We start from the raw sequence: 21,751 nt of genomic DNA, 5'->3' as shown, positions 1-21,751 counted from the left end.
GAGCGAACACACCATGAGCACTTCTTCCGACGCCAGGTACATCGACGTCATGGACGTCGAACAGACCTTCGCCACGCCCAAGGGCGCCTTCCCCGCGCTGCGCGACATCAACCTCACGGTCGCCAAGGGCGAGTTCGTGGCGCTGATCGGCCATTCGGGCTGCGGCAAGTCCACCTTGCTGAACCTGATCGCCGGGCTCACGCGGCCCACGCGCGGCAGCCTGCTGTGCGCCAACCGCGAGATCGCCGGCCCGGGGCCCGACCGCGGCGTGGTGTTCCAGAACCATTCGCTGCTGCCCTGGTTCACCTGCTTCGAGAACGTGCACCTGGCCGTGGAGCGCGTGTTCGGTGCCACCGAGACCAAGGCGCAGCTGAAGGCCCGCACCGACGCGGCGCTGGCCCTGGTCGGCCTGACGCCCGCCGCGGCCAAGCGGCCCGGCGAGATCTCCGGCGGCATGAAGCAGCGGGTGGGCATCGCCCGCGCGCTGTCGATGGAGCCCAAGGTGCTGCTGATGGACGAGCCCTTCGGCGCGCTGGACGCGCTGACCCGCGCCCGGCTGCAGGACGAGCTGCTGCAGATCGTGGCCAAGACGCGCAACACCGTGGTGATGGTCACGCACGACGTGGACGAGGCCGTTCTGCTGTCCGACCGCATCGTGATGATGACCAACGGGCCGGCCGCCACCATCGGCGACATCCTGGCGGTGGACCTGCCGCGCCCGCGCAGCCGCGTGGCGCTGGCCGAAAGCGCGGCCTACCTGCGCTGCCGCAAGGCTGTGATCGATTTCCTGTACACGCGCCAGGCGGCGGTGGAGGCGGCATGAAGAAGTCCAGGCTGGTGGTGGTGGGCAACGGCATGGCCGGCGTGCGCGCCGTCGAGGAACTGCTGAAGCTTGCGCCCGAGCTGTACGACATCGCGGTGTTCGGCGCCGAGCCGCACCCGAACTACAACCGCATCCTGCTGTCCCCGGTGCTGGCCGGCGAACAGACGCTCGACGAGATCGTGCTGAATTCGTGGGAGTGGTATGCCGAGAACGGCATCCGGCTGCACGCCGGCAAGAAGGTGGTGGAGATCGACCGCGTGCGCCGCGTCGCGCGCGCCGTGGATGCCGAGGGCGGCACCACGGAAGAGCCCTATGACCGGCTGCTGCTGGCCACCGGCTCCAACCCGTTCATCCTGCCGGTGCCCGGCAAGGATTTGGAAGGCGTGATCGCCTACCGCGACATCGCAGACACCAACGCCATGATCGAGGCCGCCAAGGTGCACAAAAGCGCGGTGGTGATCGGCGGCGGCCTGCTCGGCCTGGAAGCGGCCAACGGACTGAAGCGGCGCGGCATGGACGTGACGGTGGTGCACGTCATGCCCTGGCTGATGGAGCGCCAGCTGGACGAGACCGCGGGCAAGCTGCTGCAGGCGTCCCTGGAAGAGCGCGGCCTGAAGTTCCGCATGGGCGCGCACACGCAGGAACTGGTCGCCGGCGCTGACGGGCGCGTGAAGCAGGTGCTGTTCAAGGACGGCAGCGCGGCGGACGCCGAGCTGGTGGTGATGGCCGTGGGCATCCGCCCCAACACCGCGCTGGCGGAATCGATGCGGCTGCACTGCAACCGCGGCATCGTGGTCAACGACACCATGCAGACGGTGACCGACGCGCGCATCTACGCGGTGGGCGAATGCGTGAGCCACCGTGGCATCGCCTACGGGCTGGTGGCGCCGCTGTTCGAGCAGGCCAAGGTGGCGGCCAACCACCTGGCGCAGTTCGGCATCGGCCGCTACACCGGCTCGCTGACTTCCACCAAGCTGAAGGTGACCGGCATCGACCTGTTCTCCTGCGGCGAATTCACCGGTGGCGAAGGCACCGAGGAAATCCTGCTGTCCGACCCGGTGGGCGGCGTCTACAAGAAGCTGGTGCTCAAGGACGACAGGCTGGTGGGCGCCTGCCTGTACGGCGACACGGTGGACGCGAGCTGGTACTTCAAGCTGCTGCGCGAAGGCCGCGCCATCGGCGACATCCGCGACAAGCTGATGTTCGGCGAATCCAACATCGGCGACACCGGCCACGAGGGCCACAGCCGCGCCGCCGGCATGCCCGACGCCGCCGAGGTCTGCGGCTGCAACGGCGTGAGCAAGGGCGCGATCTGCAAGGCCATCAAGGACAAGGGGCTGTTCACGCTGGACGAGGTGCGCAAACACACCAAGGCCAGCGCGTCCTGCGGCTCCTGCACCGGCCTGGTGGAGCAGATCCTGATGTTCACCGCCGGCGGGGACTATTCCGCGGCGCCGAAGAAGAAGGCACTGTGCGGCTGCACCGACCATTCGCACCAGGAGGTGCGCGATGCCATCCGCGCCAACAAGCTGCTGGCGGTGGGCGACACCATGCGCTTCATGGAATGGCGCACGCCCAACGGCTGCGCCACCTGCCGCCCGGCCATCAACTACTACCTGCTGTCCACCTGGCCGAAGGAGGCGGTGGACGACCCGCAGTCGCGCTACATCAACGAACGCAGCCACGCCAACATCCAGAAGGACGGCACCTACTCGGTGATCCCGCGCATGTGGGCCGGCGAGACCACGGCCGCCGAGCTGCGCCGCATCGCCGACGTGGTGGACAAGTACAAGATCCCGACGGTGAAGGTCACCGGCGGCCAGCGCATCGACCTGCTGGGCGTGAAGAAGGAAGACCTGCACAACGTGTGGCAGGAGATAGGCATGCCGTCGGGCCACGCCTATGCCAAGGCGCTGCGCACGGTGAAGACCTGCGTGGGGTCGGAGTGGTGCCGCTTCGGCACGCAGGACAGCACGCAGATGGGCAAGGACCTGGAGCGGGCGTTGTGGCGCATGTACGCGCCGCACAAGGTGAAGCTGGCGGTGTCCGGCTGCCCGCGCAACTGCGCCGAGTCCGGCATCAAGGACGTGGGCGTGATCGGCGTCGATTCCGGCTGGGAGATCTACGTGGCCGGCAACGGCGGCATCAAGACCGAAGTGGCGCAGTTTCTCGTCAAGGTGAAGACCGCTGGCGAGGTGATGGAGTACAGCGGCGCCTTCCTGCAGCTGTACCGCGAGGAAGGCTGGTACCTGGAGCGTACCGTGCACTACGTGTCGCGCGTCGGCCTGGACCACGTGAAGAAGCGCGTGCTGGACGATGCGGAGGGCCGCAAGGCGCTGTGGGAACGCCTGCAGTTCAGCCTGGACGGCGAGCCCGATCCCTGGTTCGAGGCAAGCAAGGCTCAGGTGGACGTGCGGCAGTTCCAGCCGCTCGCGGCGGCGGCGCAGGACCGCCCGGTGGAGGCGACCGCGAAATGAGGATGTGCCGCAGAACCTTGATCGGCTCGGCCGGCCTGGCCGCGCTTGGGCTGCCGCCGTCGCTGCGCGCGCAGGTGCTCGACCTGGGCGACGCGATCAACAAGGCGGGGCGCCAGCGCATGCTGTCGCAGCGCATGAGCAAGGCCTACCTGGCGCTGGTGCAGAACGTGGAGAGAACGCTGGCGCAACAGGCACTGGACAAGTCGATCGCGCTGTTCGACCGGCAGCTGGTGGAGCTGAAGGCTTTCGCGCCGGCCGGCGAGCTGCGCGGCATCTATGACGCGCTGGAGGCGGCATGGGGCGAGTACAAAGGTGCGCTCGTCGGCGCGCCGCCCGTGCGCGCCGACGCGCCGGCCGTGATGGCCAACGCTGGCCGCGTGCTGGCGCTGGCCCACAAGGGGACCGTGCAGTACGAAACGCTGCTGGACAAGCCGATCGGCAAGCTGGTCAACCTGGCCGGACGGCAGCGCATGCTGTCGCAGCGCATGGCCGCCTTCTATCTCGCTTCCGTGCTGCCGATCGACCCGGCGGGCGCGCGCCAGGAGATCGCCAAGGCACGCGCGGAATTCGTGGCGGCGCTGGAGCTGCTGCGCAACGCGCCGGAAGCCACGGTGCGCATCAGGGAGCAGCTGCAGCTGGGCGACGCGCAGTGGGTGCTGTTCGACAGTGCGCTGCGCAGGACGGCGCCGGCCGGTTCGGTGCGGCCGCTGTCGGAGGTCTTTGTCGCCAGCGAGAACCTGTTGCAGGTGATGGACCGCGTCACCGGCCTCTACGCGGAGTTGAAAACATGAACCAGACGAATTGGCAGCAAGTCTGCCGGGTGGACGAGATCCCGGTGCTGGGCGCGCGCCGCGTCGCGCGTCCGCGCGGCATGGACGTTGCGGTGTTCCGCAACGGCGACGGCGAGGTGTTCGCGCTGCTGGACCGCTGCCCGCACAAAGGCGGCCCGCTGTCGCAGGGCATCGTGTTCGGCACCAGCGTGGCCTGCCCGCTGCACAACTGGACCATCGGCCTGGACGACGGCTGCGCGAAGCAGCCCGATGAAGGCTGCACGCCGAAGTTCAGCGTGAAGGTGGAGGACGGGGCGGTCTATTTGAACGCGGTGGAGCTGGCGGGCGTGGGGCTGGATGTGGAACGGCCGGTGGCCGGGCCGGTTCACCACAGAACGGGTGCATGAAAGAAACGAAGTCCACCTGCCCCTACTGCGGCGTCGGCTGCGGGGTCATCATCGAATCCGACGGCGCGCAGATCACCGGCGTGCGCGGCGACCCGGACCATCCGGCCAACTTCGGGCGGCTGTGCACCAAGGGCGCGACACTGCACCTGAGCGCCGCCGCGCCCATCACGCGCCAGGCGCGGCTGCTGCATCCGATGCGGCGCAAGCACCGCGGCGAGGCGCCGAAACGCATCGGCTGGGACACCGCGCTCGACCTCGCCACCGAAAGCTTCGCGCAGATCATCGGCGAATCGGGCCCCGATGCGGTCGGCTTCTACATCTCGGGCCAGCTGCTCACCGAGGACTACTACGTCTTCAACAAGCTGGCCAAGGGCCTGATCGGCACCAACAACATCGACAGCAACTCGCGCCTGTGCATGAGCAGCGCCGTGGCGGGCTACAAGCGCACGCTGGGCGCGGATGCGCCGCCCGCCTGCTACGACGACGTGCACCACGCCGACTGCCTGTTCATCGCCGGCAGCAACACGGCCTGGGCGCATCCCATCCTGTTCCGGCGCATCGAGGACGCCAAGGCCGCACGGCCCGGCATGAAAATCATCGTGTGCGACCCGCGCCGCACCGACACCGCCGAGATCGCCGACCTGTTCCTGCCGATCCAGCCCGGCACCGACGTGATGCTGTTCAACGCCATGCTGCACGTGATGCTGTGGGAAGGCTGGACGCAGCCGGCGTGGATCGCCGCGCACACGGGCGGCTTCGACGCGCTGAAGGCAGCGGTGCGCGAGTGCACGCCGGAGGCCGCCGCGCAGGTCTGCGGCATTCCGAAGGACGACATCGTCACCGCGGCGAAATGGTTCGCCACGTCGCCCGCCACGCTCAGCCTGTACTGCCAGGGCCTGAACCAATCGTCCAGCGGCACCGACAAGAATGCGGCGCTGATCAACCTGCACCTGGCCACCGCGCAGATCGGCCGGCCCGGCGCGGGGCCGTTCTCGCTCACAGGCCAGCCCAACGCCATGGGCGGGCGCGAAGTGGGCGGCATGGCCAACCTGCTGTCGGGGCATCGCGACCTCGCGGACCCGCGTCACCGCGCCGAAGTCGCCGCGCTGTGGGGCGTGGAATCGGTACCGGAAAAGCCCGGCAAGACGGCGGTGGAGATGTTCCAGGCCGCCGCCGACGGCGAGATCAAGGCGCTGTGGATTGCCTGCACCAACCCCGCGCAGTCGCTGCCCGACCAGGCGACGGTGCGGCGCGCGCTGGAGCGCGCGGAGTTCGTGGTGGTGCAGGAAGCTTTCGCCACCACCGCCACCTGCGATTACGCCGACCTGCTGCTGCCCGCCACCACCTGGGGCGAGAAGGACGGCACCGTCACCAACAGCGAACGGCGCATCAGCCGTGTGCGCCCGGCGGTGGCCGCACCCGGCGACACGCGGCACGACTGGCGCATCGCGGTGGAGTTCGCGCGGCGGCTGGAACAACGCATCGCGCCCGGACGCCCTACCCTGTTCCCCTACGACACGCCCGAAGCCGTATGGAACGAGCACCGCGCATCGACGCGCGGGCGCGACCTCGACATCACCGGCATGAGCTACCCCGGGCTGGAGCGCGCACCGCTGCAATGGCCCATGCCGGAAGGCGCTGCCGAGGGCCAGGCACGGCTGTACGCCGACGGCTTGTACCCCACCGCCGACGGCCGCGCGCAGTTCGCTGGCGTGGCGTACAGGCCGGTGGCCGAGCCGCGCGAGGCACGCTGGCCGTTCTCGCTGACCACCACGCGGCTGCGCGACCAGTGGCACGGCATGAGCCGCACCGGCACGCTGGGCCGCCTGTTCGGCCACGCGCCCGAGCCGGCGGTCCAGATGCACGCGCGCGACATGGCCCGCATCGGCGTCGCCGAAGGCGACCTGGTGCACGTGACCTCGCGCCGCGGCTCCATCGTGGTGCCGGTGCAGACCAGCGCCGAACTCGCCATCAACCAGGCCTGCATTCCGATGCACTGGGGCTCGGAATTCCTGAGCGGCTCTTCCAGCACCGGCACGCGGCTGGCGGGTGTCAACGCGCTCACCATGCCGGCCTTCTGCCCCACCTCCAAGCAGCCGGAGCTCAAGCACGCGGCGGTGAAGATCCTGAAGGCGGAGCTGCCGTGGTCGCTGCTGGCCGCGGCCTGGCTGCCGGACAGCGATGCGCTGCATGCCCGCACCATCCTGCGCGAGATGATGGCGCTGTTCCCCTTCGCCTCCTGCGTGCCGTTCGGCCGCGAGCGCGCCGGTGTGCTGTTCCGCGCGGCGGCGCACGAGGCCCCGCCGCACGAATGGCTGCAGCGCATCGAACAGATGCTGTCCCTGGACGGACCCGATACGCTGCGCTATGCCGACGCGCGCAAGGGCCAGCGCCGCGCCATGCGGCTGGTGCGGGCGCAAGGCGAGCTGCGGTTGGAAGCCTTCGTGCTCGCCGGCGACACCACGGCAGAGCGCTGGGTGCGCACCCTGCTGCAGGACGAACTGCCGGCGCAGCCGTACGGCCGATTGCTGCTGGCGCCCGGCAGCAAGCCGCCGGTGGCGCTGCGCAGCGCCGGACGGCAGGTGTGCAGCTGCTTCAACGTGACGGACCTGCAGATCCATGCGCAGTTGCAAACCTGTGATGACACCGACGGGGAACGCCTGCAGGTGCTGCAAGCAAAGCTGCGTTGCGGCACCAACTGCGGCTCCTGCCTGCCCGAACTCAAGCGCATGGTGCGCGAAACGCGCCCGGTCGAGCAGGCGGTGCCGTCAATCGGCATATAGCTGCGAGTCATCAGTGCTCTGGGACAATCCACGGTTCGGACATCCATGAGCATCAGCCACTTCATCAAAGACATCGGCCGCGGCAAGCAGGGCGCGCGTGCGCTCGACCGGGCGCAGGCGGCCGACCTGTTCGGCCAGGTGCTCGACGACACCGTCACCGACCTGGAGATCGGCGCCTTCTGCCTGGCCATGCGCATCAAGGGCGAAACGCCCGAGGAAATGGCCGGCTTCCTGGACGCCACGCACCAGCGCCTGCAGCGCGTGCCGGCCGGCGCACAGCCTTTGGTCGTGCTGCCCAGCTACAACGGGGCGCGCCGCCTGCCCCTCTTGACGCCGCTGCTGGCGCTGCTGTGCGCGCGGCGTGGCCTGCCGGTGCTGATCCACGGCGCTTCCACCGAGTCCACCCGCGTGTTCGTGGCCGACGTGCTGCGCGCACTCGACATCGCACCGATGCAGACCGTGGTGTCCGTGGCCGACGGCGCCGTTGCCTATGCGCCGACCGAGCTGCTTTGCGCCGGGCTGAAGCGCCTGCTGGACGTGCGCCGCGTGGTCGGCGTGCGCAACAGCGCGCACAGCGTGGTGAAGCTGATGAACCCCGGCGCCGGCAAGGCCGTCATCGTGGGCAGTTACACCCACCCGGAATACGCGGTGTCGATGGCCGACACCTTCTGCCTGATGGGCGCGACGGCGATGCTGCTGCGCGGCACCGAAGGCGAGCCAGTGGCCGATGCGCGCCGCATGCCGCGCATGGAAGGCTTCGTCGCCGGGCAGCGCCTGCCGCTGGAGGAAGGCCGCCCCGGCACTGTCACCGACATGCCCGACCTGCCGCGCGAGATCGACGCCGCGACAGCCGCCGGCTACATCCGGGACGTCCTACAGGGACGCAAGCCAGTGCCCGACGCCATCGGCGCGCAGGTGGAACACATCTTGCGACTTGCAGCGGCATGATGGACATGAACAACCCAGGAAAAGTCACTCTCGTGGGCGCCGGTCCGGGCGACCCGGACCTGCTCACGCTCAAGGCGGTGAAGGCCATCCGCGCGGCCACCGTGCTGCTGGTCGACGACCTGGTCAGCGCCGAGGTGCTGGCGTATGCGCAGCCCGATGCGCGCGTGGTCCACGTGGGCAAGCGCGGCGGCTGCAAGAGCACGCCGCAGGCCTTCATCGAAAAACTGATGCTGATGGCGGCCAGCGAGGGCGAGAACGTGGTGCGGCTGAAAGGCGGCGACCCGTTCATCTTCGGCCGCGGCGGCGAGGAAGTGGAGCGCCTGCGCGCGACCGGCATCGCGGTGGAGGTGGTCAACGGCATCACCTCGGGGCTGGCCGCGGCCACCTCGCTGGGCGTGCCGCTCACGCACCGCGAGCATGCGCACGGCGTGGTGTTCGTCACCGGCCATGCGCAGCCCGGCGCCACCGGCCCCGACTGGAAGCAGCTCGCCGCGACCGCGCGCGACGCGCGGCTCACGCTGGTGATCTACATGGGCGTGCGCGGCGCTGGACGCATCGAAAGCGAACTGCTGGCGGGCGGCCTGCCGGCATCGACGCCGGTGGCGGTGATCCAGCATGTCTCGCTGCCCGAACAGCGGCATGCGGTGACCACGCTGGGCCAATTGCAGGCCACCATCGCGCGCGACGGCCTGGCCAGCCCGTCGGTGATCGTGGTGGGCGACGTGATCTGCGGCGTGGCGGCGGCCGCCGCGCCGGCGGTGCGCGCGCGCACCGCTTGACGCGCACGCGGCGCTACAGGCCGACTTCCACCATCTCCAGCACGCGCTCGCCCAGCGCCTCCAGGCGGGCCAGCGGCATGCCGTGCAGCGGGCCGTCGATGGCCAGGATGGCGAGCCCGTGCACCGCCGACCACGCCACGTATTCCGCGCCGGGCCGGCGTTCCGGCGGCAGCACGCCGGCCTCCACCATGCCGTCGAGCGCGGCGCCCAGCAGCTCGAACGGGTTCAGCCCGCTGTGGCCGGCGTTCTCCGGGTTCCTGTCGGTCTCGGCGGCCAGCGGCTGCAGGAAAGCAATGCGGAACAGCCCGGGTTCGCGCAGCGCGAAGCGCATGTAGCCGCGGCCGACGGCGCCGACCCGGGCACGCGCCCGTGCCGCGGCCGCAGCCTTCGTGACGCGGCCTTCGGCGGCGGGCACCGCCTCCAGTTCGGCCTCCATCGACTGCGCCACCAGCGATAGCGCCGCCGCGCGCACCGCCTGCAGCAACTCCGCGTGGTTGGCGAAATGGCGGTAGGCCGCGTTGGGCACCACGCCGGCGCGCCGCGTGGCTTCGCGCAGTACCACCGCCAACGGACCGCCCTCGCGCGCCAGGGCGATGCCAGCATCCAGCAGGGCATGGCGCAGGTCGCCATGCCGGTAGGTGGCGCGGGAAGTCTTGGCGGGGGAGCGGCTCATCTTTTTGGAAATGTGGACAGCGTCCATTTTGTCTGATATCGTTTGTGGACGCTGTACACATCAACGGCGACCCTACTCTCCGATCACTCAACTCTTTCTTCCAAAAAGGACTCCCCATGCCCACGTGTTCCCCCTACCTCTATTTCGACGGCAATGCCGCAGAAGCCATGCGCACCTACGAGCGCGTGCTCGGCGGCGAACTGAAGATGCTGCGCTACGCCGACGGCCCGCCTTCGAACGAGCCGCCGCCGCCCGGCTGCGAGGTCACCGACACGCAGCGCGTCATGCACGCCTGCCTCACTTTCGACGGCGGCTTCATCATGTGCTCCGACGCGCCCAATTCGAAGATGGTCGAGCCTGTGGGCGGCATCTCCGTCAACCTGATGTTCGACGAGGCCGAGAAGGGCCGCAAGGTGTTCGAGGCGCTGTCCGAAGGCGCTCAGGTCCAGATGCCCTATGCCCCGACCTTCTGGGCTGACGGCTTCGGCATGCTGAAGGACCGTTTCGGCATCTCGTGGATGGTGAACGGCGGCCAGCGCGAGGTCCCGGAAAAAGGCTGATTGCGCGCCCGCGCGCGGCTGTGCTAGCCTCCGGGAAAAAACCGGAGGTGGGATGAAGATCAAGGCGCCCGTCGCGCTCGGGCTGCTGTCCATGGCCATGTGTGCCTTGGCGGCGCCCGCCGATGACATCAAGAACCTGCTGCTGCAAGGCAAGGACAAGCAGGCCTACGAACTGGGCCGCTCGGCGCCCGCGCAGCTGGGCGAGCCGGCCTTCGATTTCTACTTCGGCATCGCCGCGCTGAATACCGGCGCGCCGGGCGAAGGCGTGCTGGCGCTGGAGCGCTACCTGCTGCAGTTCCCGGCAACCGTTCGGCGCAGTTCCAGCTGGCGCGCGGCTACTACATCCTCGGCGAGGACCACCACGCCCGCACCGGCGTGGTGATGGGCCGCCTCACCGGCTTCAACTTGCAAGGCTACGTCGCCGCGCTCCTGCTGACCGGTTCGCTTGGCAAGGCGCAGCCGCAGCTCCCCCTCATGGGCCTGGCCGCCGCGTTCGGGCGGCAATAGCGCCAACGGCACGCGCGGCGCGGCTGGCGCCGCGCCTACACTTTCGCCGATGGATTCATTCGATGCGGTGGTGATCGGCGCCGGTGCGGCCGGCCTGTTTTGCGCGGCGGTCGCGGGCCAGCGCGGCCTGAAGGTGCTGCTGGTCGACCACGCGGCCAAGGTGGCGGAGAAGATCCGCATCTCCGGCGGCGGGCGCTGCAACTTCACCAACCGCGACCTCGACCCGCGCGCGCCGCAGAAGTATTTTATCGGCGCCAACGCGCAGTTCTGCCGCTCGGCGCTGGCGCGCTGCACGCCGAACGACTTCATCGCGCTGGTGCAAAAGCACGGCATCGCGTTCCACGAAAAGCACAAGGGCCAGCTGTTCGGCGACCGCTCCTCCGAAGACTTCATCCGCATGCTGCTGGCCGAGTGCGAGGCCGGCAACGTCACGCGCTGGCAGCCCTGCAAGGTGGAGCGCGTGGAGCATCCGGGCGACGGCGGCTACGTGCTGCAGACGGACCGCGGGCCGGTGCGCACGCGCCTGCTCGCCATCGCCACCGGCGGGCTGTCGATCCCGCAGATCGGCGCCAGCGATTTCGGCCACCGCATCGCGCGGCAGTTCGGCCTGCGCCTGGTGGAGCCGCGGCCGGCGCTGGTGCCGCTGACGTTCCACGGCGACGAATGGGCGCCGTTTGCCGAACTCGCGGGCCTGTCGCTGCCGGTGGAGATCGCCGTGGGCGAGAAGAAGGAGCGCATGGCGTTCCACGAAGACCTGCTGTTCACCCACCGCGGCCTGAGCGGCCCTGCGGTGCTGCAGATCTCCAGCTACTGGCGCGAGGGCATGGCGCTGCGCATCGACCTGGCGCCCGGTGCCGACGTAGCGCAGGCGCTCCTACAGGCCAAGGCGCGCGCCTCGCGCAAGCTGATTGCCAACGAGCTCGCCGCCTTCGTGCCCGCGCGCCTGGCGGACGCCTGGGCGCGGCAGGACGCCGCGTGGCAGCGCCCCGTGAACGATGCCAGCGACAAGGCGCTGCACAAGCTTGCCGAGCGGCTGCAGCGCTGGGAGCTGCGGCCCAGCGGCACCGAGGGCTACCGCAAGGCCGAAGTCACGGCCGGCGGCGTGGACACGCGCGAGCTGTCCTCGCAGACCATGGAGGCGTCTAAGCAGCCGGGGCTGTACTTCATCGGCGAGGTGGTGGACGTGACCGGCTGGCTGGGCGGCTACAACTTCCAGTGGGCCTGGGCCAGCGGGCAGGCCTGCGCGCTGGCGATGGCCGCCGTATTCGGGCGCTGACGAATCAGGCGCCGGGCAATCAGCCGCCGAAGCGCTGCAGCACCTGCAGCAGCCGGTCGGGCGACACCGGCTTGACCAGGTGTTCGTCGAAGCGCGCAGACATGGCGCGGGCCCGGTCGTTGTCGCGGCCGTAGCCGGTGAGCGCGACCAGGCGGATGCCAGCGCCCTGCGGCGTGGCGCGGATCGCCTCGGCCAGCTGGTAGCCGTCCATGCCGGGCAGGCCGATGTCCAGCAGCGCGACCTGCGGCGTGTAGTTCTGCAACAGGGCCAGCGCCGCTTCGCCGTCGGGCGCGCACTGCGCGTCGAAACCGTCGATGCGCAGCAGCTCGGCCAGGGTTTCGGACGCGTCGGTGTTGTCGTCGACGATCAGGACGCGCAGGCCGCCGGTGGTGCCGGTGGTTTCGATGGATTCGGGCATGGGGCTGAAAATGGGGATGCGAAGAAGAAAGGCAAGCGGCTACGAACAGGCCAACGCGCCGATTTTCGCGGATTTCGCAAAACCGGGTTGGGGGCTTTGCCTGCGCTTTGCACGATGAACTCGGCAGTGCGCAAGCGATTTTGCCGGGCGTCACGGGACGGCTATAATGATCGGCTTTGCTGGCAACCCCTACCGGCCTGATCATCCAATCAGGGGACCCCTCGTCGGATGCCTCGATCTCATCCGACACAATAGAACTGAAAGTCATGACGACCATCCGTGTCAAGGAAAACGAACCGTTCGACGTGGCGCTGCGCCGCTTCAAGCGCACCATCGAGAAGCTCGGCCTGCTGACCGAACTGCGCGCCCGCGAGTTCTACGAAAAGCCCACCGCCGAGCGCAAGCGCAAGAAGGCAGCCGCCGTCAAGCGGCACTTCAAGCGTGTGCGCAGCATGCAGCTGCCCAAAAAGCTTTACTGAGCTTTTACGCTCCAGCTGCAAGGCTCGCCCGGGGACGCCCGCGCGAGCCTTTCTTTTTTTCCACTTCCCTTTTTCCACTTCCCTTTTTCTTTTCTGCCATTTCGAAAGCCGCCATGACGACGCTGAAGGAACGCATCACCGAGGACATGAAGGCCGCCATGCGTGCCAAGGAAGCGGAGTGCCTGGGCGCCATCCGCCTGCTGACCGCGGCCATCAAGCAAAAGGAAGTGGACGAGCGCATCGAGCTGGACGACACGGCCGTGGTTGCCATCGTCGACAAGCTCATCAAGCAGCGCAAGGACAGCATCGAGGCCTTTGAGAAGGCCGCCCGCCAGGATTTGGCGGACAAGGAAGCCTCTGAGCTGAAGATCCTGTCGGCTTACCTGCCGGTGCGGATGTCGGCCGACGAAGTCGCCGCCGCGGTGAAGGCCATCGTGGCCGAGGTGGGAGCCACCGGACCCGCAGACATGGGCAAGGTCATGGGGCCCGCCAAGCAGCGCCTGGCGGGCAAGGCCGACATGGGCCAGGTGAGCGCCGCGGTGAAGGCGGCGCTGTCAGGAGCCTGATGCCCTGGGGGCGGTTCAGGAGCCGGCCACCTTCATGCGGCCCAGGAGAATCGATCCCACGGTCTTGGCGCCGTAGTTGTAGACATCGGCGCCCACCGCCTGGATGCCGGAGAACATCTCGGGCAGGTTGCCCGCGATGGTGATCTCCTGCACGGGATAGACGATCTCGCCGTTCTCCACCCAGAAGCCGCTGGCCCCGCGCGAATAGTCGCCGGTCACGTAGTTCACGCCCTGCCCCATCAGCTCGATCACGAACAGGCCGGTGCCCAGCTTGCGCAGCATGGCGGGCAGGTCGTCCTCTGGCTTGGTCAGCCGCGACGTCAGTGTGAGGTTGTGCGAGCCGCCCGCGTTGCCGGTGGTCTTCATGCCCAGCTTGCGCGCCGAATAGCTGCTGAGGAAATAGCCGCCCACACGGCCGGCGTCGACCACCTTGCGCGGCTGCGTGCGCACGCCCTCCTCGTCGAAGGGCGAGCTGCCCTTGCCGCGCTTCACGAACGGATCTTCCAGCACGTCGATGTGATCGGGAAACAGCGGCTTGCCCAGCGAATCCAGCAGGAAGGTGCTGCGGCGGTACAGCGCGCCGCCACTGGTGGCCTGCACGTAGGAGCCCAGCAGGCCGGCCGCCAGCGGCGACTCGAACAGCACCGGGCATTCGCGCGTGCTGATTTTGCGCGACTTCAGGCGCGACAGCGCGCGCTCGGCGGCGTATTGGCCCACTTTTTCGGGGGAAGCCATCTCCTTGTGCGAGCGCATCGAGCTGTACCAGGCGTCGCGCTGCATCGCGTCGCCCTTGCCGGCGATCGGCGCCACCGAGATCGAATGGCGCGAACTCGCGTAGCCGCCGCGAAAGCCGCGCGTGTGGGCGCTGAAGAAGTGGCTTTGCTGCGCCGACACGCCGGCGCCTTCGCTGTTGCCGATGCGCTTGTCGGTGGCGAAGGCGGCGTGCTCGCAGCGCAGCGCCAGCTCGGCCGCCTGCTCGCTGGTGACGTCCCAGGGATGGAACAGGTCCAGGTCCGGCTGCGCGTCCGGGCGGGCGATGTCGTCGGCATCCGGCAGGCCGGCCACCGGGTCTTCGGCCGTGAAGCGCGCGATGTCGTAGGCGGCCTGCACGGTCTGCTGGATGGCGGCGCCGGAGAAATCAGAAGTGCTGGCGTTGCCGCGCCGCTTGCCGATGTAGACCGTGACGCCCAGCGACTTGTCGCGGTTGCGCTCGACGTTCTCCAGCTCGCCCATGCGCACCGACACGCTCAGGCCGCAGCCTTCCGAAGCCTCCGCCGCCGCATCGGTGGCACCGAGCTTGCGCGCGTGCGCCAGGGCCTGGTCCACCAGTTCTTCGAATTGGGGCCGGCTGTAGCTGAAGCCGGTGGCGGGGCGCGCGGGGGAGTCGTTCTTCATGGCGGGCTATGATACTTGCGCGCCGCAACACAGCCGTGGCGCGCCTCACAACACCCCCATGTCCCGCAAACCCCCCAAAGGCTATTTCGTGCGCGGCCAGTTCGTCCCCGAAGGCAGCGATCTCGACTTGCTGCTGCAGGCCGAACGCGGCCTGGACGAGCCGAGCAAGACCGACCTCAAGCGCGAAAGCGAAGAGCTGCAAAAGCTTGGCGAAGCCCTGCTCACGCTCCCCGCGCCCCTGATGGACAAACTCGCGCTGCCCGAAAAGCTGGTCGACGCGCTGGACCAGCTGCGCCGCATCACGAATTTCGAAGGCCGCCGCCGCCAGTCGCAGTACGTCGGCAAGCTGATGCGCGCGCTCGACGAAGAAAGCCGCCAGGCGGTGCGCGATGCCGTGCAGGAGCAGCACTCCGGCTCGGCCCAGCAGACGCTGGCGCTGCACGCGGCCGAGCGCTGGCGCGACGACCTGGTCGCGGGCGACGAAGCGCTGGCGCAATGGATCGAGCAGCACCCCGACACCGACGTGCAGCAGCTGCGCGCACTCATTCGCCAGGCACGCAAGGACCGCCAGGCCACGGCCGACGAGGTGTCCAAAGGCCAGCCGCCACGCCACGGCCGTGCCTTTCGCGACATCTTCCAGCTGGTCAAGGAGCAGTTGAACGATGACGACGATGCCGAATGACTTCGAGCCCGTGGCGATCGGCATCGTGTCCATCAGCGACCGTGCTTCCACCGGCGTGTACGAGGACAAGGGCCTGCCCGCGCTGAAAGACTGGCTCACCCGCGCGCTGAAGAACCCCGTCACCTTCGAGCCGCGCCTGATCCCCGACGAACAGGCGCGCATCAGCGAGACGCTGATCGACCTGGTGGACAGCGTCGGCTGCGCGCTGGTGCTCACCACCGGCGGCACCGGCCCGGCCCCGCGCGACGTGACGCCGGAGGCCACGCTGGCCATCGCCACCAAGGAAATGCCCGGCTTCGGCGAGCAGATGCGGCAGATCGGCCTGCGCTTCGTGCCGACGGCGATCCTCTCGCGGCAGGTGGCGGTGATCCGCGGCACCAGCCTGGTGATCAACCTGCCGGGCCAGCCGAAGTCGATCCAGGAGACGCTGGAAGGCCTGAAGGATGCCGACGGCAAGCAGGTCGTGCCCGGCATCTTCGCGGCCGTGCCGTATTGCATCGACCTGATCGGCGGGCCCTACCTGGAAACCCACGACGCGGTGTGCAAGGCCTTCCGGCCGAAGAACGCGGTCCGCGCGCCCAAGCCGGCGGCCTGAGCCGCGGCCTTCCTGGCCAGCCCTACTTGCCCACCATCTGGGTGAGCTTGTCGGCCTGGAAGTCTTCCTTGGTGTGGGCGTCGCCGGGCACGCAGTCGGCTTCGCGCTCGCGCGAGAGCTTTTCAATGGCCTGCCACAGCATGGTGATCTGGTGCTCCTGCGAAGACGCGGTGCCGATCAGGCTCTTCATGGCCTGGGTCAGCGGATCGTCCTGCTCGGTGATGCCGTAGGCGCTGAAGTTCACCTGGCCGGCCGCCTGGCCGCTGGCCACGCTGTCTTCAGCCAGGATGATGCGCGCCGGGATACCGACCGCCGTGGCGCCCGCTGGCACCGGCTTGATCACCACCGCGTTGCTGCCGATCTTGGCGCCGTCGCCCACGGTGAAGCCGCCCAGCACCTTGGCGCCGGCGCTGACCACCACGTTGCGCCCCAAGGTGGGGTGCCGCTTGGCGCCTTTGTAGAGCGAGGTGCCGCCCAGGGTCACGCCCTGGTAGATGGTGCAGCCGTCGCCGATTTCGGCGGTTTCACCGACCACCACGCCCATGGCGTGGTCGAAGAACACGCCGGTGCCGATGGTGGCGCCCGGATGGATCTCGATGCCGGTGAGCCAGCGCGCGAACATGGAGATGAAGCGGCCCAGCCACTTCATGCCGCGGACCCAGCACCAGTGCGACAGCCGGTGCATCAGCACCGCGTGCAGCCCCGGATAACAGGTGAGCACCTCCCAGGTGCTGCGCGCGGCAGGGTCGCGGTCGAGGATGCATTGGATGTCGGTGCGAAGTCGGCTGAACATGTACCAGGGCAATAAGCTGATGCCCGGACAGTCTAAAGCTTTGGCTTGCGTCCCGCTTGGGACATCGCTTTGGCGATGCCGCGCAGGATGTGCACCTCTTCGGGCGTGGGCTGCGCCCGGTTGAACAGCTGGTTCAGCCGCGGCATGAGCTTCTTGGGCGCGGCGGGGTCGAGGAAGCCGATGTCCACCAGGGATTGTTCCCAGTGGGACAGCATGCGGGCGACGGACTGGGCGTCGGCCGCCTCCGTTCGCCCTGAGCCTGTCGAAGGGCCGGCTTCGACAGGCTCAGCCCGAACGGGGGTGGTGTCTGTCAGGCATGTCCGCCACTCGTACGCGATCACCTGCAGCGCCGCCGCCAGGTTCAGCGAGCCGTAGTCCGGGTCGGTGGGGATGCGCAGCGCGGCGTGGCAGCGGTACACGTCCTCGTTGCGCATGCCGTAGCGCTCGGACCCGAACAGGAAGGCCACGCTCTCCTGTGCCGCAGCCAGCGTGGTCAGGTGCGCGCGCGGCGCGTGCGTGGGCGGGCCGAAGTCGCGCGGGGTCATCACCGTGGCGCAGAGGTAGCCCACGCCGTCCAGCGCCTCTTCCAGCGTGGCGACGGCGCGCGCGCGGCGCAGCACGTCGGTCGCGCCGCTGGCGCGCTCGATGGCCTCGGGGCGCGAGAGCACGTCGGGCCAGCGCGGCGCCACCAGCACCAGGTCGTCGAAGCCCATGACCTTGATGGCGCGCGCCGCGGCGCCCACGTTGCCGGCGTGGCTGGGTTGGATGAGGATGAAGCGGGTACGCATCTGGGTAAAATCGCCGCCATTGTCGCCGCCCGCATCGTCCGGGCGGTTCCGCTTTCGAGCACAGCTCTTTCGGACGGCCGTGGCGGGCGTTTGCAGCCCCGCTTCTTCCCGTCGGAACAATCCATGTCGCCCAACCAGCACCCCATGCTCAACATGGCCGTCAAGGCCGCCCGCGCCGCCGGCGCGATCATCAACCGGGCCGCGCTCGACGTGGAGTCGGTCCGCATCTCGCAAAAGCAGGTCAACGATTTCGTCACCGAAGTCGACCACGCCAGCGAAAACGTCATCATCGAGACCCTGCTGGGGGCCTACCCGCACCACGGCATCTGGGCCGAGGAATCGGGGCGCGAACACGGCAACCCGGCGGCCGACCATGTGTGGCTGATCGACCCACTGGACGGCACCACCAACTTCATCCACGGCTTCCCGGTCTATTGCGTGAGCATCGCACTGCTGGTCAAGGGGCGCGTGGAGCAGGCGGTGGTCTACGACCCCACCCGCAACGACCTGTTCACTTCCACGCGCGGCCGCGGCGCCTACCTGAACGACCGGCGCATCCGCGTGAGCAAGCGCACCATGCTCAAGCAGTGCCTGGTGTCCACCGGCTTTCCGTTCCGCCCGGGCGACAACTTCAACCACTACCTGCGCATGATGGCCGACGTGATGAAGATCACCGCCGGCCTGCGCCGCCCCGGCGCCGCCGCGCTGGACCTGGCCTACGTGGCGGCCGGCTTCACCGACGGCTTCTTCGAAACCGGCCTGTCGCCGTGGGACGTGGGCGCGGGCTCGCTGCTGGTGACCGAGGCCGGCGGCCTGATCGGCAACTTCACCGGCGACTCCGATTTCCTGGAGCAGCGCGAATGCCTGGCCGGCAACCCGCGCATCTACGGCCAGCTGGTCAGCATCCTGCGCAAGTACAGCAAGTTCGCCACCGTGGAAGAGAAGACCGAGCTGAGCGCCACCACGCCCAACCTGGTGGAGCCCTTGTCCATCGGCCCGCAGGACGACCCGGTTCCCGACGCCAGCGAGTGACCAAGCAGTCGCGGCAGCAGCCGTGGCTGGTGGCGCAGCTGGCGCGCGGGCGGCGCGGATAATCGCCGCAGCATGAGCCAGAACCCCGTCGCGGCCCCGGTGGCCGACCTGAGCAAGCACACCCCCATGATGCAGCACTACCACGGGGACAATTTATGGCGCTGGAGGATGGCTGGCCCCTGCCCCGCCAGTCCCCCGCTAATCCCCAGCCGGCGCGCGGCACTTGAGGGAATTCATACCTGGTGTGCCGGCGCGGGCTGGGCAGCATGAATCACGGCTGGTGGGTTGAGCTCAGGAGCCAGGGCAGTCCTGGCGAAGAGCTTTTTGACCAACGATGCTAGCCGCGGCGAACTCGGGTCGTTCGAAATCGCGCGGCAGGCGTCGATGAAGTGCTGCGTCGCCGTGCCGAAGTGAGCGTCGTAGGTCGCTCGTTGAAGCCGCATCTCGATCATCCGCCGCATGAATCGACGCAGCTTGTCGATGTCCATGCCTCGTATGGCGGTTTCGAAATCCCCGGCCGTCGCCCGCCTCATGGCCACCTCCTGCAGCGTGCCCCACCCGCTGTTGTCGATGATGTCGATACAGGCGTCGACCACCGTGGCGCTCGCTTGGACGCGCGCCTTGGCGGCCTCGAACGCCGCCGTGATGTCCGGATGGATCGGATTGTTGAACGGGTTGTCGTCCTCGACGTCGGGGTGATCCCCAGCCGCGAACGCGGCTATCCACGCGTCGACGATCGCCTGGCCAAGAGCCTGCCCGCCGGGGAGCTCGGATAAAGTGTCGAAGAGATTGGTGGTCACGTAGGGATCCAGCAATCCGGCGCTGGCAGAGAACTGACCGGCCTCCGCCAGCAAATCGGCCTCGCTCACGCGATGGTCCCAGAACGCCCGCTTCAAGAAGTCGCGCGCCGCCTCCCTGGCTTGCAGCGCCTGCGTCTCGGCCACGAACCGGTCGATGATGGCCTGCACCTGGTCGGCGTCGAACAGCCCGGACTCCAAGAATTCGACCAGCACCTTCTCGAACTCGTCGCAGCCGTGAACGCCCAGCTCCTGCATCAGCAAGCGCCACGCGTCCTCGCGCTTCTCCTGCTCGGTCGGCTCGGCGTTCTTGTCCCGGCCGAAATGCATCCAATCCGGGTTCGCCACGTTCAGGGCGAATTGAAAGTCCGGCCCGTCTGGGATGCCGCGGTAGTGGATCGCGGAGAACAGGACGATGGACGGCACCACTCGCGATTGGATCGCCTGGTCCAAGTCTCGGCCGGCCAATATCTGGTTGGCCGTCTTCACCACCTTCCCGACTATGCGGATGTTGGTGAGTCCGCAGACCGCTGTCGCACGTTCGAGCGCCTGCTCGTATTTCGACGGCGTCAGCTTGATGGCGATCGAGAAAGCCTCCTCCGGGGACGTCGACAGCCTGATCTCTTCGTCAATGACCTTCTCCCGGAAGGTCGCCCACAACTTCGCCTGGTCGCCGTCGGTGGAGAGTTGATCGTCGTTCAGCACCAGAACGAACCTAACCCGAAACTGCTTGGAGTAGTCGTCGATGAACCCAAGAACCTCGTCGATGCCGAGCTTGGCGTGCTTGCGCTCGATGTCGTCGATGACGATCAGCTTGTCTCGGAGCACCACAGGCGCCATCAACAATACGTTGAGGTCTTTGAGGGCCGCCATGGCTTTGAAGTGCTGCGAGGCGGCAGTCACGCCGGCGTTGAACAGGCTCTTGATCCCGTCGAACACGCCGCCGTGGGAGTCGACGCCGGGTATGGCCGACTCGATCAGCTTGCGCTTCACCTGGTCGACGCTCGAGAGGCCGAACAACGACACGTAGAGGGCCTTCTTGACCTTCTCGTCGCCGGATGCGCCCTTGACCTCGTTCCAAAGGTGCGTCTTCCCGGTGCCCCACTTGCCTGACAACGCGATGACGCTGCTGTCCTGCTCAGCGAGCAGCCGGACTAATTGCTGTTTAGTCTTCTCGAGCGACATGCTCAATCCTTCCGTTCTGCAGGACTCTCGGCGGGGCCGCCGCGCGCAGCTGGCTCACAGAGTGTCTTTGCGGCCCTCGGCCAGCGTCTTGCGCCCGACCTTCGCCGTTCCAGTGGCCATCTCGATATCTGAAGCCGCGATCAACGCCAGGAGCGCCTTCTTTTCAAGCAAGGGCGCGAGGCGGCGGTGGAAGCCAAGCTCGGGGGCGCAGAGCTCCCGCACCCGAGACATGAACGCCATGATGTCCGGCGGATCGCCGGAAAAATCGCCGAGCATGGCGCCCTTCCACGTAAAGAACGGGTTGCCGCCCTTGCGAAGACGGCTGACCACGTCGTTTAGCGTGTAGCTCCGATCCAACATTGAGTCCATGACATGCCGGCCTTCCCACGCCTTCTGCTTGTCAAAAATCGGATCCAGGTCGTTCGATGCAGCCTGAGACTCAGACGGGTCTTTGAACTGGCTAAGCAAAGCCACCCCAGTAGCCGGCACCCGAAAGCCGATGTAATGGCGCGGAAGCCGCGAGTCCGGCACGCTGGTGGAGAACGAGATCGCCCAATGGCTCTCGCCGTCCTCGTCGCCGGGCGTGATGCTCTCCACGATGTGCCACCGATTCATTATCAGATCCACTCCGGACTTCGCGGACTTTATGGGCGGCTCGTTCGTTGTTGCGAACGGTCCTGGAAAGGTCCGAAAGTCGTAGCCGCGCCGGGCCACAAACTTCACAAAGTCGGAGCTCCAGACACCATGGTCGTTTCCAGTCGCGTCGTAGCGCGCGTAAGGCCGCAGCGCGCCTGAAACCTCGGGCGCGGCAAGCTCCGTGAAATAAGCGTCGAGCTTCTCGAGGCCTCGCCGGCGAGCCAATTCCCCAAGCTTTGTGCGGCCGTCGATCCAGAACGCATTTGGGTCCGCTCCGGCCTCGATGGCGGCGCGGGCCATCGGCAGGCTGCCTTCGCAGATCGCACGCGCCAGAAACAGCGTGGCGTATTCCTTTGGGGAGCTTTTCTCCGGACGGGGCATC

General features: G+C 68.1%; 23 protein-coding genes. 16 read left to right on the top strand and 7 right to left on the bottom strand.

Translation table 11 applies throughout. The features are described from left to right. The first annotated feature begins 13 nt into the window (after positions 1-13). The 7 genes from H0U68_RS18230 to cobA are packed head-to-tail and all read left to right on the top strand — an operon-like array spanning position 14 to position 8,987. Positions 14-823: an ABC transporter ATP-binding protein gene (locus tag H0U68_RS18230; protein ID WP_296358168.1), complete on the top strand. Its 810-nt coding sequence runs from the start codon at positions 14-16 to the stop codon at positions 821-823. Further along, a complete protein-coding gene (nirB, locus tag H0U68_RS18225) occupies positions 820-3,300 on the top strand; it encodes a nitrite reductase large subunit NirB (RefSeq protein WP_296358166.1) in 2,481 nt (826 codons plus the stop codon). The genes H0U68_RS18230 and nirB overlap by 4 nt, the downstream gene beginning before the upstream one ends. Before the next feature lie 2 nt (positions 3,301-3,302). After that, positions 3,303-4,091, top strand: a complete 789-nt coding sequence (locus H0U68_RS18220; RefSeq protein WP_296358164.1) for a type IV pili methyl-accepting chemotaxis transducer N-terminal domain-containing protein — start codon at positions 3,303-3,305, stop codon at positions 4,089-4,091. Next, entirely contained in the window at positions 4,088-4,477 is a 390-nt protein-coding gene (nirD, locus tag H0U68_RS18215; RefSeq protein WP_296358162.1) for a nitrite reductase small subunit NirD, read from the top strand. Before H0U68_RS18220 ends, nirD begins: the two co-directional genes overlap by 4 nt. Then, the gene (locus tag H0U68_RS18210; protein WP_296358161.1) at positions 4,474-7,260 is read left to right on the top strand and encodes a nitrate reductase; all 2,787 of its coding nucleotides are present in this window, start codon (positions 4,474-4,476) and stop codon (positions 7,258-7,260) included. The genes nirD and H0U68_RS18210 overlap by 4 nt, the downstream gene beginning before the upstream one ends. Positions 7,261-7,305: 45 nt before the next feature. Continuing rightward, a complete protein-coding gene (gene ybiB / locus H0U68_RS18205; RefSeq protein WP_296358159.1) occupies positions 7,306-8,208 on the top strand; it encodes a DNA-binding protein YbiB in 903 nt (300 codons plus the stop codon). Positions 8,209-8,213: 5 nt separating this feature from the next. After that, positions 8,214-8,987, top strand: a complete 774-nt coding sequence (gene cobA / locus H0U68_RS18200) for a uroporphyrinogen-III C-methyltransferase (RefSeq protein WP_296358158.1) — start codon at positions 8,214-8,216, stop codon at positions 8,985-8,987. A 13-nt stretch (positions 8,988-9,000) separates the two neighbouring features. On the opposite strand, the gene H0U68_RS18195 is transcribed toward cobA, so the two are convergent. Further along, positions 9,001-9,660, bottom strand: coding sequence for a TetR/AcrR family transcriptional regulator (locus tag H0U68_RS18195; protein ID WP_296358156.1), 660 nt, complete (start codon positions 9,658-9,660; stop codon positions 9,001-9,003). Between the two features lie 116 nt (positions 9,661-9,776). Between H0U68_RS18195 and H0U68_RS18190 the strand changes: the two genes are divergently transcribed. The 4 genes from H0U68_RS18190 to H0U68_RS18175 are packed head-to-tail and all read left to right on the top strand — an operon-like array spanning position 9,777 to position 12,003. Next, on the top strand, positions 9,777-10,220 hold the full coding sequence (locus tag H0U68_RS18190; RefSeq protein WP_296358154.1) for a VOC family protein: 444 nt from the start codon (positions 9,777-9,779) through the stop codon (positions 10,218-10,220). Between the two features lie 52 nt (positions 10,221-10,272). Then, complete coding sequence (locus H0U68_RS18185; RefSeq protein ID WP_296358152.1) at positions 10,273-10,602, top strand: hypothetical protein; 330 nt, start codon at positions 10,273-10,275, stop codon at positions 10,600-10,602. Beyond that, positions 10,602-10,727, top strand: a complete 126-nt coding sequence (locus H0U68_RS18180) for a hypothetical protein (protein WP_296358151.1) — start codon at positions 10,602-10,604, stop codon at positions 10,725-10,727. Before H0U68_RS18185 ends, H0U68_RS18180 begins: the two co-directional genes overlap by 1 nt. A gap of 49 nt (positions 10,728-10,776) precedes the next feature. Next, positions 10,777-12,003, top strand: coding sequence for an NAD(P)/FAD-dependent oxidoreductase (locus H0U68_RS18175; RefSeq protein ID WP_296358149.1), 1,227 nt, complete (start codon positions 10,777-10,779; stop codon positions 12,001-12,003). Between the two features lie 19 nt (positions 12,004-12,022). Here H0U68_RS18175 and H0U68_RS18170 read toward each other — a convergent pair whose 3' ends face one another. Further along, a complete protein-coding gene (locus tag H0U68_RS18170; RefSeq protein ID WP_296358147.1) occupies positions 12,023-12,421 on the bottom strand; it encodes a response regulator in 399 nt (132 codons plus the stop codon). 266 nt (positions 12,422-12,687) lie between these two features. Here H0U68_RS18170 and rpsU point away from each other — a divergent pair, with 266 nt between their 5' ends. Continuing rightward, entirely contained in the window at positions 12,688-12,900 is a 213-nt protein-coding gene (rpsU, locus tag H0U68_RS18165) for a 30S ribosomal protein S21 (RefSeq protein WP_104301834.1), read from the top strand. Positions 12,901-13,013: 113 nt separating this feature from the next. After that, positions 13,014-13,466: a GatB/YqeY domain-containing protein gene (locus tag H0U68_RS18160; protein WP_296358138.1), complete on the top strand. Its 453-nt coding sequence runs from the start codon at positions 13,014-13,016 to the stop codon at positions 13,464-13,466. Positions 13,467-13,481: 15 nt separating this feature from the next. Here the strand turns inward: H0U68_RS18160 and pmbA are convergent, their stop codons facing one another. Next, a complete protein-coding gene (pmbA, locus tag H0U68_RS18155; protein ID WP_296358137.1) occupies positions 13,482-14,861 on the bottom strand; it encodes a metalloprotease PmbA in 1,380 nt (459 codons plus the stop codon). Between the two features lie 58 nt (positions 14,862-14,919). On the opposite strand from pmbA, the gene yjgA reads away from it, so the two are divergent. Both yjgA and mog read left to right on the top strand, forming a co-directional pair. Beyond that, positions 14,920-15,543, top strand: a complete 624-nt coding sequence (yjgA, locus tag H0U68_RS18150; protein WP_296358136.1) for a ribosome biogenesis factor YjgA — start codon at positions 14,920-14,922, stop codon at positions 15,541-15,543. Then, positions 15,533-16,138 carry a molybdopterin adenylyltransferase gene (gene mog / locus H0U68_RS18145; RefSeq protein ID WP_296358204.1) on the top strand — a complete coding sequence of 202 codons (606 nt, stop codon included), beginning with the start codon at positions 15,533-15,535 and terminating at the stop codon, positions 16,136-16,138. Before yjgA ends, mog begins: the two co-directional genes overlap by 11 nt. Before the next feature lie 22 nt (positions 16,139-16,160). Here the strand turns inward: mog and cysE are convergent, their stop codons facing one another. Together cysE and H0U68_RS18135 are read right to left on the bottom strand one after the other, a co-directional pair. After that, a complete protein-coding gene (cysE, locus tag H0U68_RS18140) occupies positions 16,161-16,931 on the bottom strand; it encodes a serine O-acetyltransferase (RefSeq protein ID WP_296358134.1) in 771 nt (256 codons plus the stop codon). A 32-nt stretch (positions 16,932-16,963) separates the two neighbouring features. Next, positions 16,964-17,719 (bottom strand): RNA methyltransferase, encoded by a 756-nt coding sequence (locus H0U68_RS18135; protein WP_296358132.1) that lies wholly within the window; start codon positions 17,717-17,719, stop codon positions 16,964-16,966. A gap of 123 nt (positions 17,720-17,842) precedes the next feature. Here H0U68_RS18135 and H0U68_RS18130 point away from each other — a divergent pair, with 123 nt between their 5' ends. Next, complete coding sequence (locus tag H0U68_RS18130; protein ID WP_296358130.1) at positions 17,843-18,751, top strand: inositol monophosphatase family protein; 909 nt, start codon at positions 17,843-17,845, stop codon at positions 18,749-18,751. Between the two features lie 233 nt (positions 18,752-18,984). Here H0U68_RS18130 and H0U68_RS18125 read toward each other — a convergent pair whose 3' ends face one another. Beyond that, positions 18,985-20,733 (bottom strand): P-loop NTPase fold protein, encoded by a 1,749-nt coding sequence (locus H0U68_RS18125; RefSeq protein ID WP_296358129.1) that lies wholly within the window; start codon positions 20,731-20,733, stop codon positions 18,985-18,987. A gap of 54 nt (positions 20,734-20,787) precedes the next feature. Next, positions 20,788-21,750, bottom strand: a complete 963-nt coding sequence (locus tag H0U68_RS18120; protein ID WP_296358127.1) for a hypothetical protein — start codon at positions 21,748-21,750, stop codon at positions 20,788-20,790. Between the last annotated feature and the right edge of the window lies 1 nt (position 21,751).

It is taken from the genome of Ramlibacter sp., assembly GCF_013697775.1.
Classification (GTDB): Bacteria; Pseudomonadota; Gammaproteobacteria; order Burkholderiales; family Burkholderiaceae_C; genus Ramlibacter.
Note: the sequence above shows the minus strand (reverse complement) of the source record. Positions and strands in the feature narration are given on the sequence as shown.

What these genes read in the sequence shown, in the direction of transcription:
- H0U68_RS18130 (WP_296358130.1), top strand. Translation starts at nt 17,843, where the DNA reads ATGTCGCCCAACCAGCACCCCATGCTCAACATGGCCGTCAAGGCCGCC.
- H0U68_RS18125 (WP_296358129.1), bottom strand. Translation starts at nt 20,733, where the DNA reads ATGTCGCTCGAGAAGACTAAACAGCAATTAGTCCGGCTGCTCGCTGAG.
- cobA (WP_296358158.1), top strand. Translation starts at nt 8,214, where the DNA reads ATGAACAACCCAGGAAAAGTCACTCTCGTGGGCGCCGGTCCGGGCGAC.
- H0U68_RS18190 (WP_296358154.1), top strand. Translation starts at nt 9,777, where the DNA reads ATGCCCACGTGTTCCCCCTACCTCTATTTCGACGGCAATGCCGCAGAA.
- H0U68_RS18195 (WP_296358156.1), bottom strand. Translation starts at nt 9,660, where the DNA reads ATGAGCCGCTCCCCCGCCAAGACTTCCCGCGCCACCTACCGGCATGGC.
- H0U68_RS18135 (WP_296358132.1), bottom strand. Translation starts at nt 17,719, where the DNA reads ATGCGTACCCGCTTCATCCTCATCCAACCCAGCCACGCCGGCAACGTG.
- H0U68_RS18160 (WP_296358138.1), top strand. Translation starts at nt 13,014, where the DNA reads ATGACGACGCTGAAGGAACGCATCACCGAGGACATGAAGGCCGCCATG.
- ybiB (WP_296358159.1), top strand. Translation starts at nt 7,306, where the DNA reads ATGAGCATCAGCCACTTCATCAAAGACATCGGCCGCGGCAAGCAGGGC.
- rpsU (WP_104301834.1), top strand. Translation starts at nt 12,688, where the DNA reads ATGACGACCATCCGTGTCAAGGAAAACGAACCGTTCGACGTGGCGCTG.
- nirD (WP_296358162.1), top strand. Translation starts at nt 4,088, where the DNA reads ATGAACCAGACGAATTGGCAGCAAGTCTGCCGGGTGGACGAGATCCCG.
- pmbA (WP_296358137.1), bottom strand. Translation starts at nt 14,861, where the DNA reads ATGAAGAACGACTCCCCCGCGCGCCCCGCCACCGGCTTCAGCTACAGC.
- H0U68_RS18170 (WP_296358147.1), bottom strand. Translation starts at nt 12,421, where the DNA reads ATGCCCGAATCCATCGAAACCACCGGCACCACCGGCGGCCTGCGCGTC.
- yjgA (WP_296358136.1), top strand. Translation starts at nt 14,920, where the DNA reads ATGTCCCGCAAACCCCCCAAAGGCTATTTCGTGCGCGGCCAGTTCGTC.
- H0U68_RS18230 (WP_296358168.1), top strand. Translation starts at nt 14, where the DNA reads ATGAGCACTTCTTCCGACGCCAGGTACATCGACGTCATGGACGTCGAA.
- H0U68_RS18210 (WP_296358161.1), top strand. Translation starts at nt 4,474, where the DNA reads ATGAAAGAAACGAAGTCCACCTGCCCCTACTGCGGCGTCGGCTGCGGG.
- H0U68_RS18185 (WP_296358152.1), top strand. Translation starts at nt 10,273, where the DNA reads ATGAAGATCAAGGCGCCCGTCGCGCTCGGGCTGCTGTCCATGGCCATG.
- H0U68_RS18175 (WP_296358149.1), top strand. Translation starts at nt 10,777, where the DNA reads ATGGATTCATTCGATGCGGTGGTGATCGGCGCCGGTGCGGCCGGCCTG.
- cysE (WP_296358134.1), bottom strand. Translation starts at nt 16,931, where the DNA reads ATGTTCAGCCGACTTCGCACCGACATCCAATGCATCCTCGACCGCGAC.
- mog (WP_296358204.1), top strand. Translation starts at nt 15,533, where the DNA reads ATGCCGAATGACTTCGAGCCCGTGGCGATCGGCATCGTGTCCATCAGC.
- nirB (WP_296358166.1), top strand. Translation starts at nt 820, where the DNA reads ATGAAGAAGTCCAGGCTGGTGGTGGTGGGCAACGGCATGGCCGGCGTG.
- H0U68_RS18120 (WP_296358127.1), bottom strand. Translation starts at nt 21,750, where the DNA reads ATGCCCCGTCCGGAGAAAAGCTCCCCAAAGGAATACGCCACGCTGTTT.
- H0U68_RS18180 (WP_296358151.1), top strand. Translation starts at nt 10,602, where the DNA reads ATGGGCCGCCTCACCGGCTTCAACTTGCAAGGCTACGTCGCCGCGCTC.
- H0U68_RS18220 (WP_296358164.1), top strand. Translation starts at nt 3,303, where the DNA reads ATGTGCCGCAGAACCTTGATCGGCTCGGCCGGCCTGGCCGCGCTTGGG.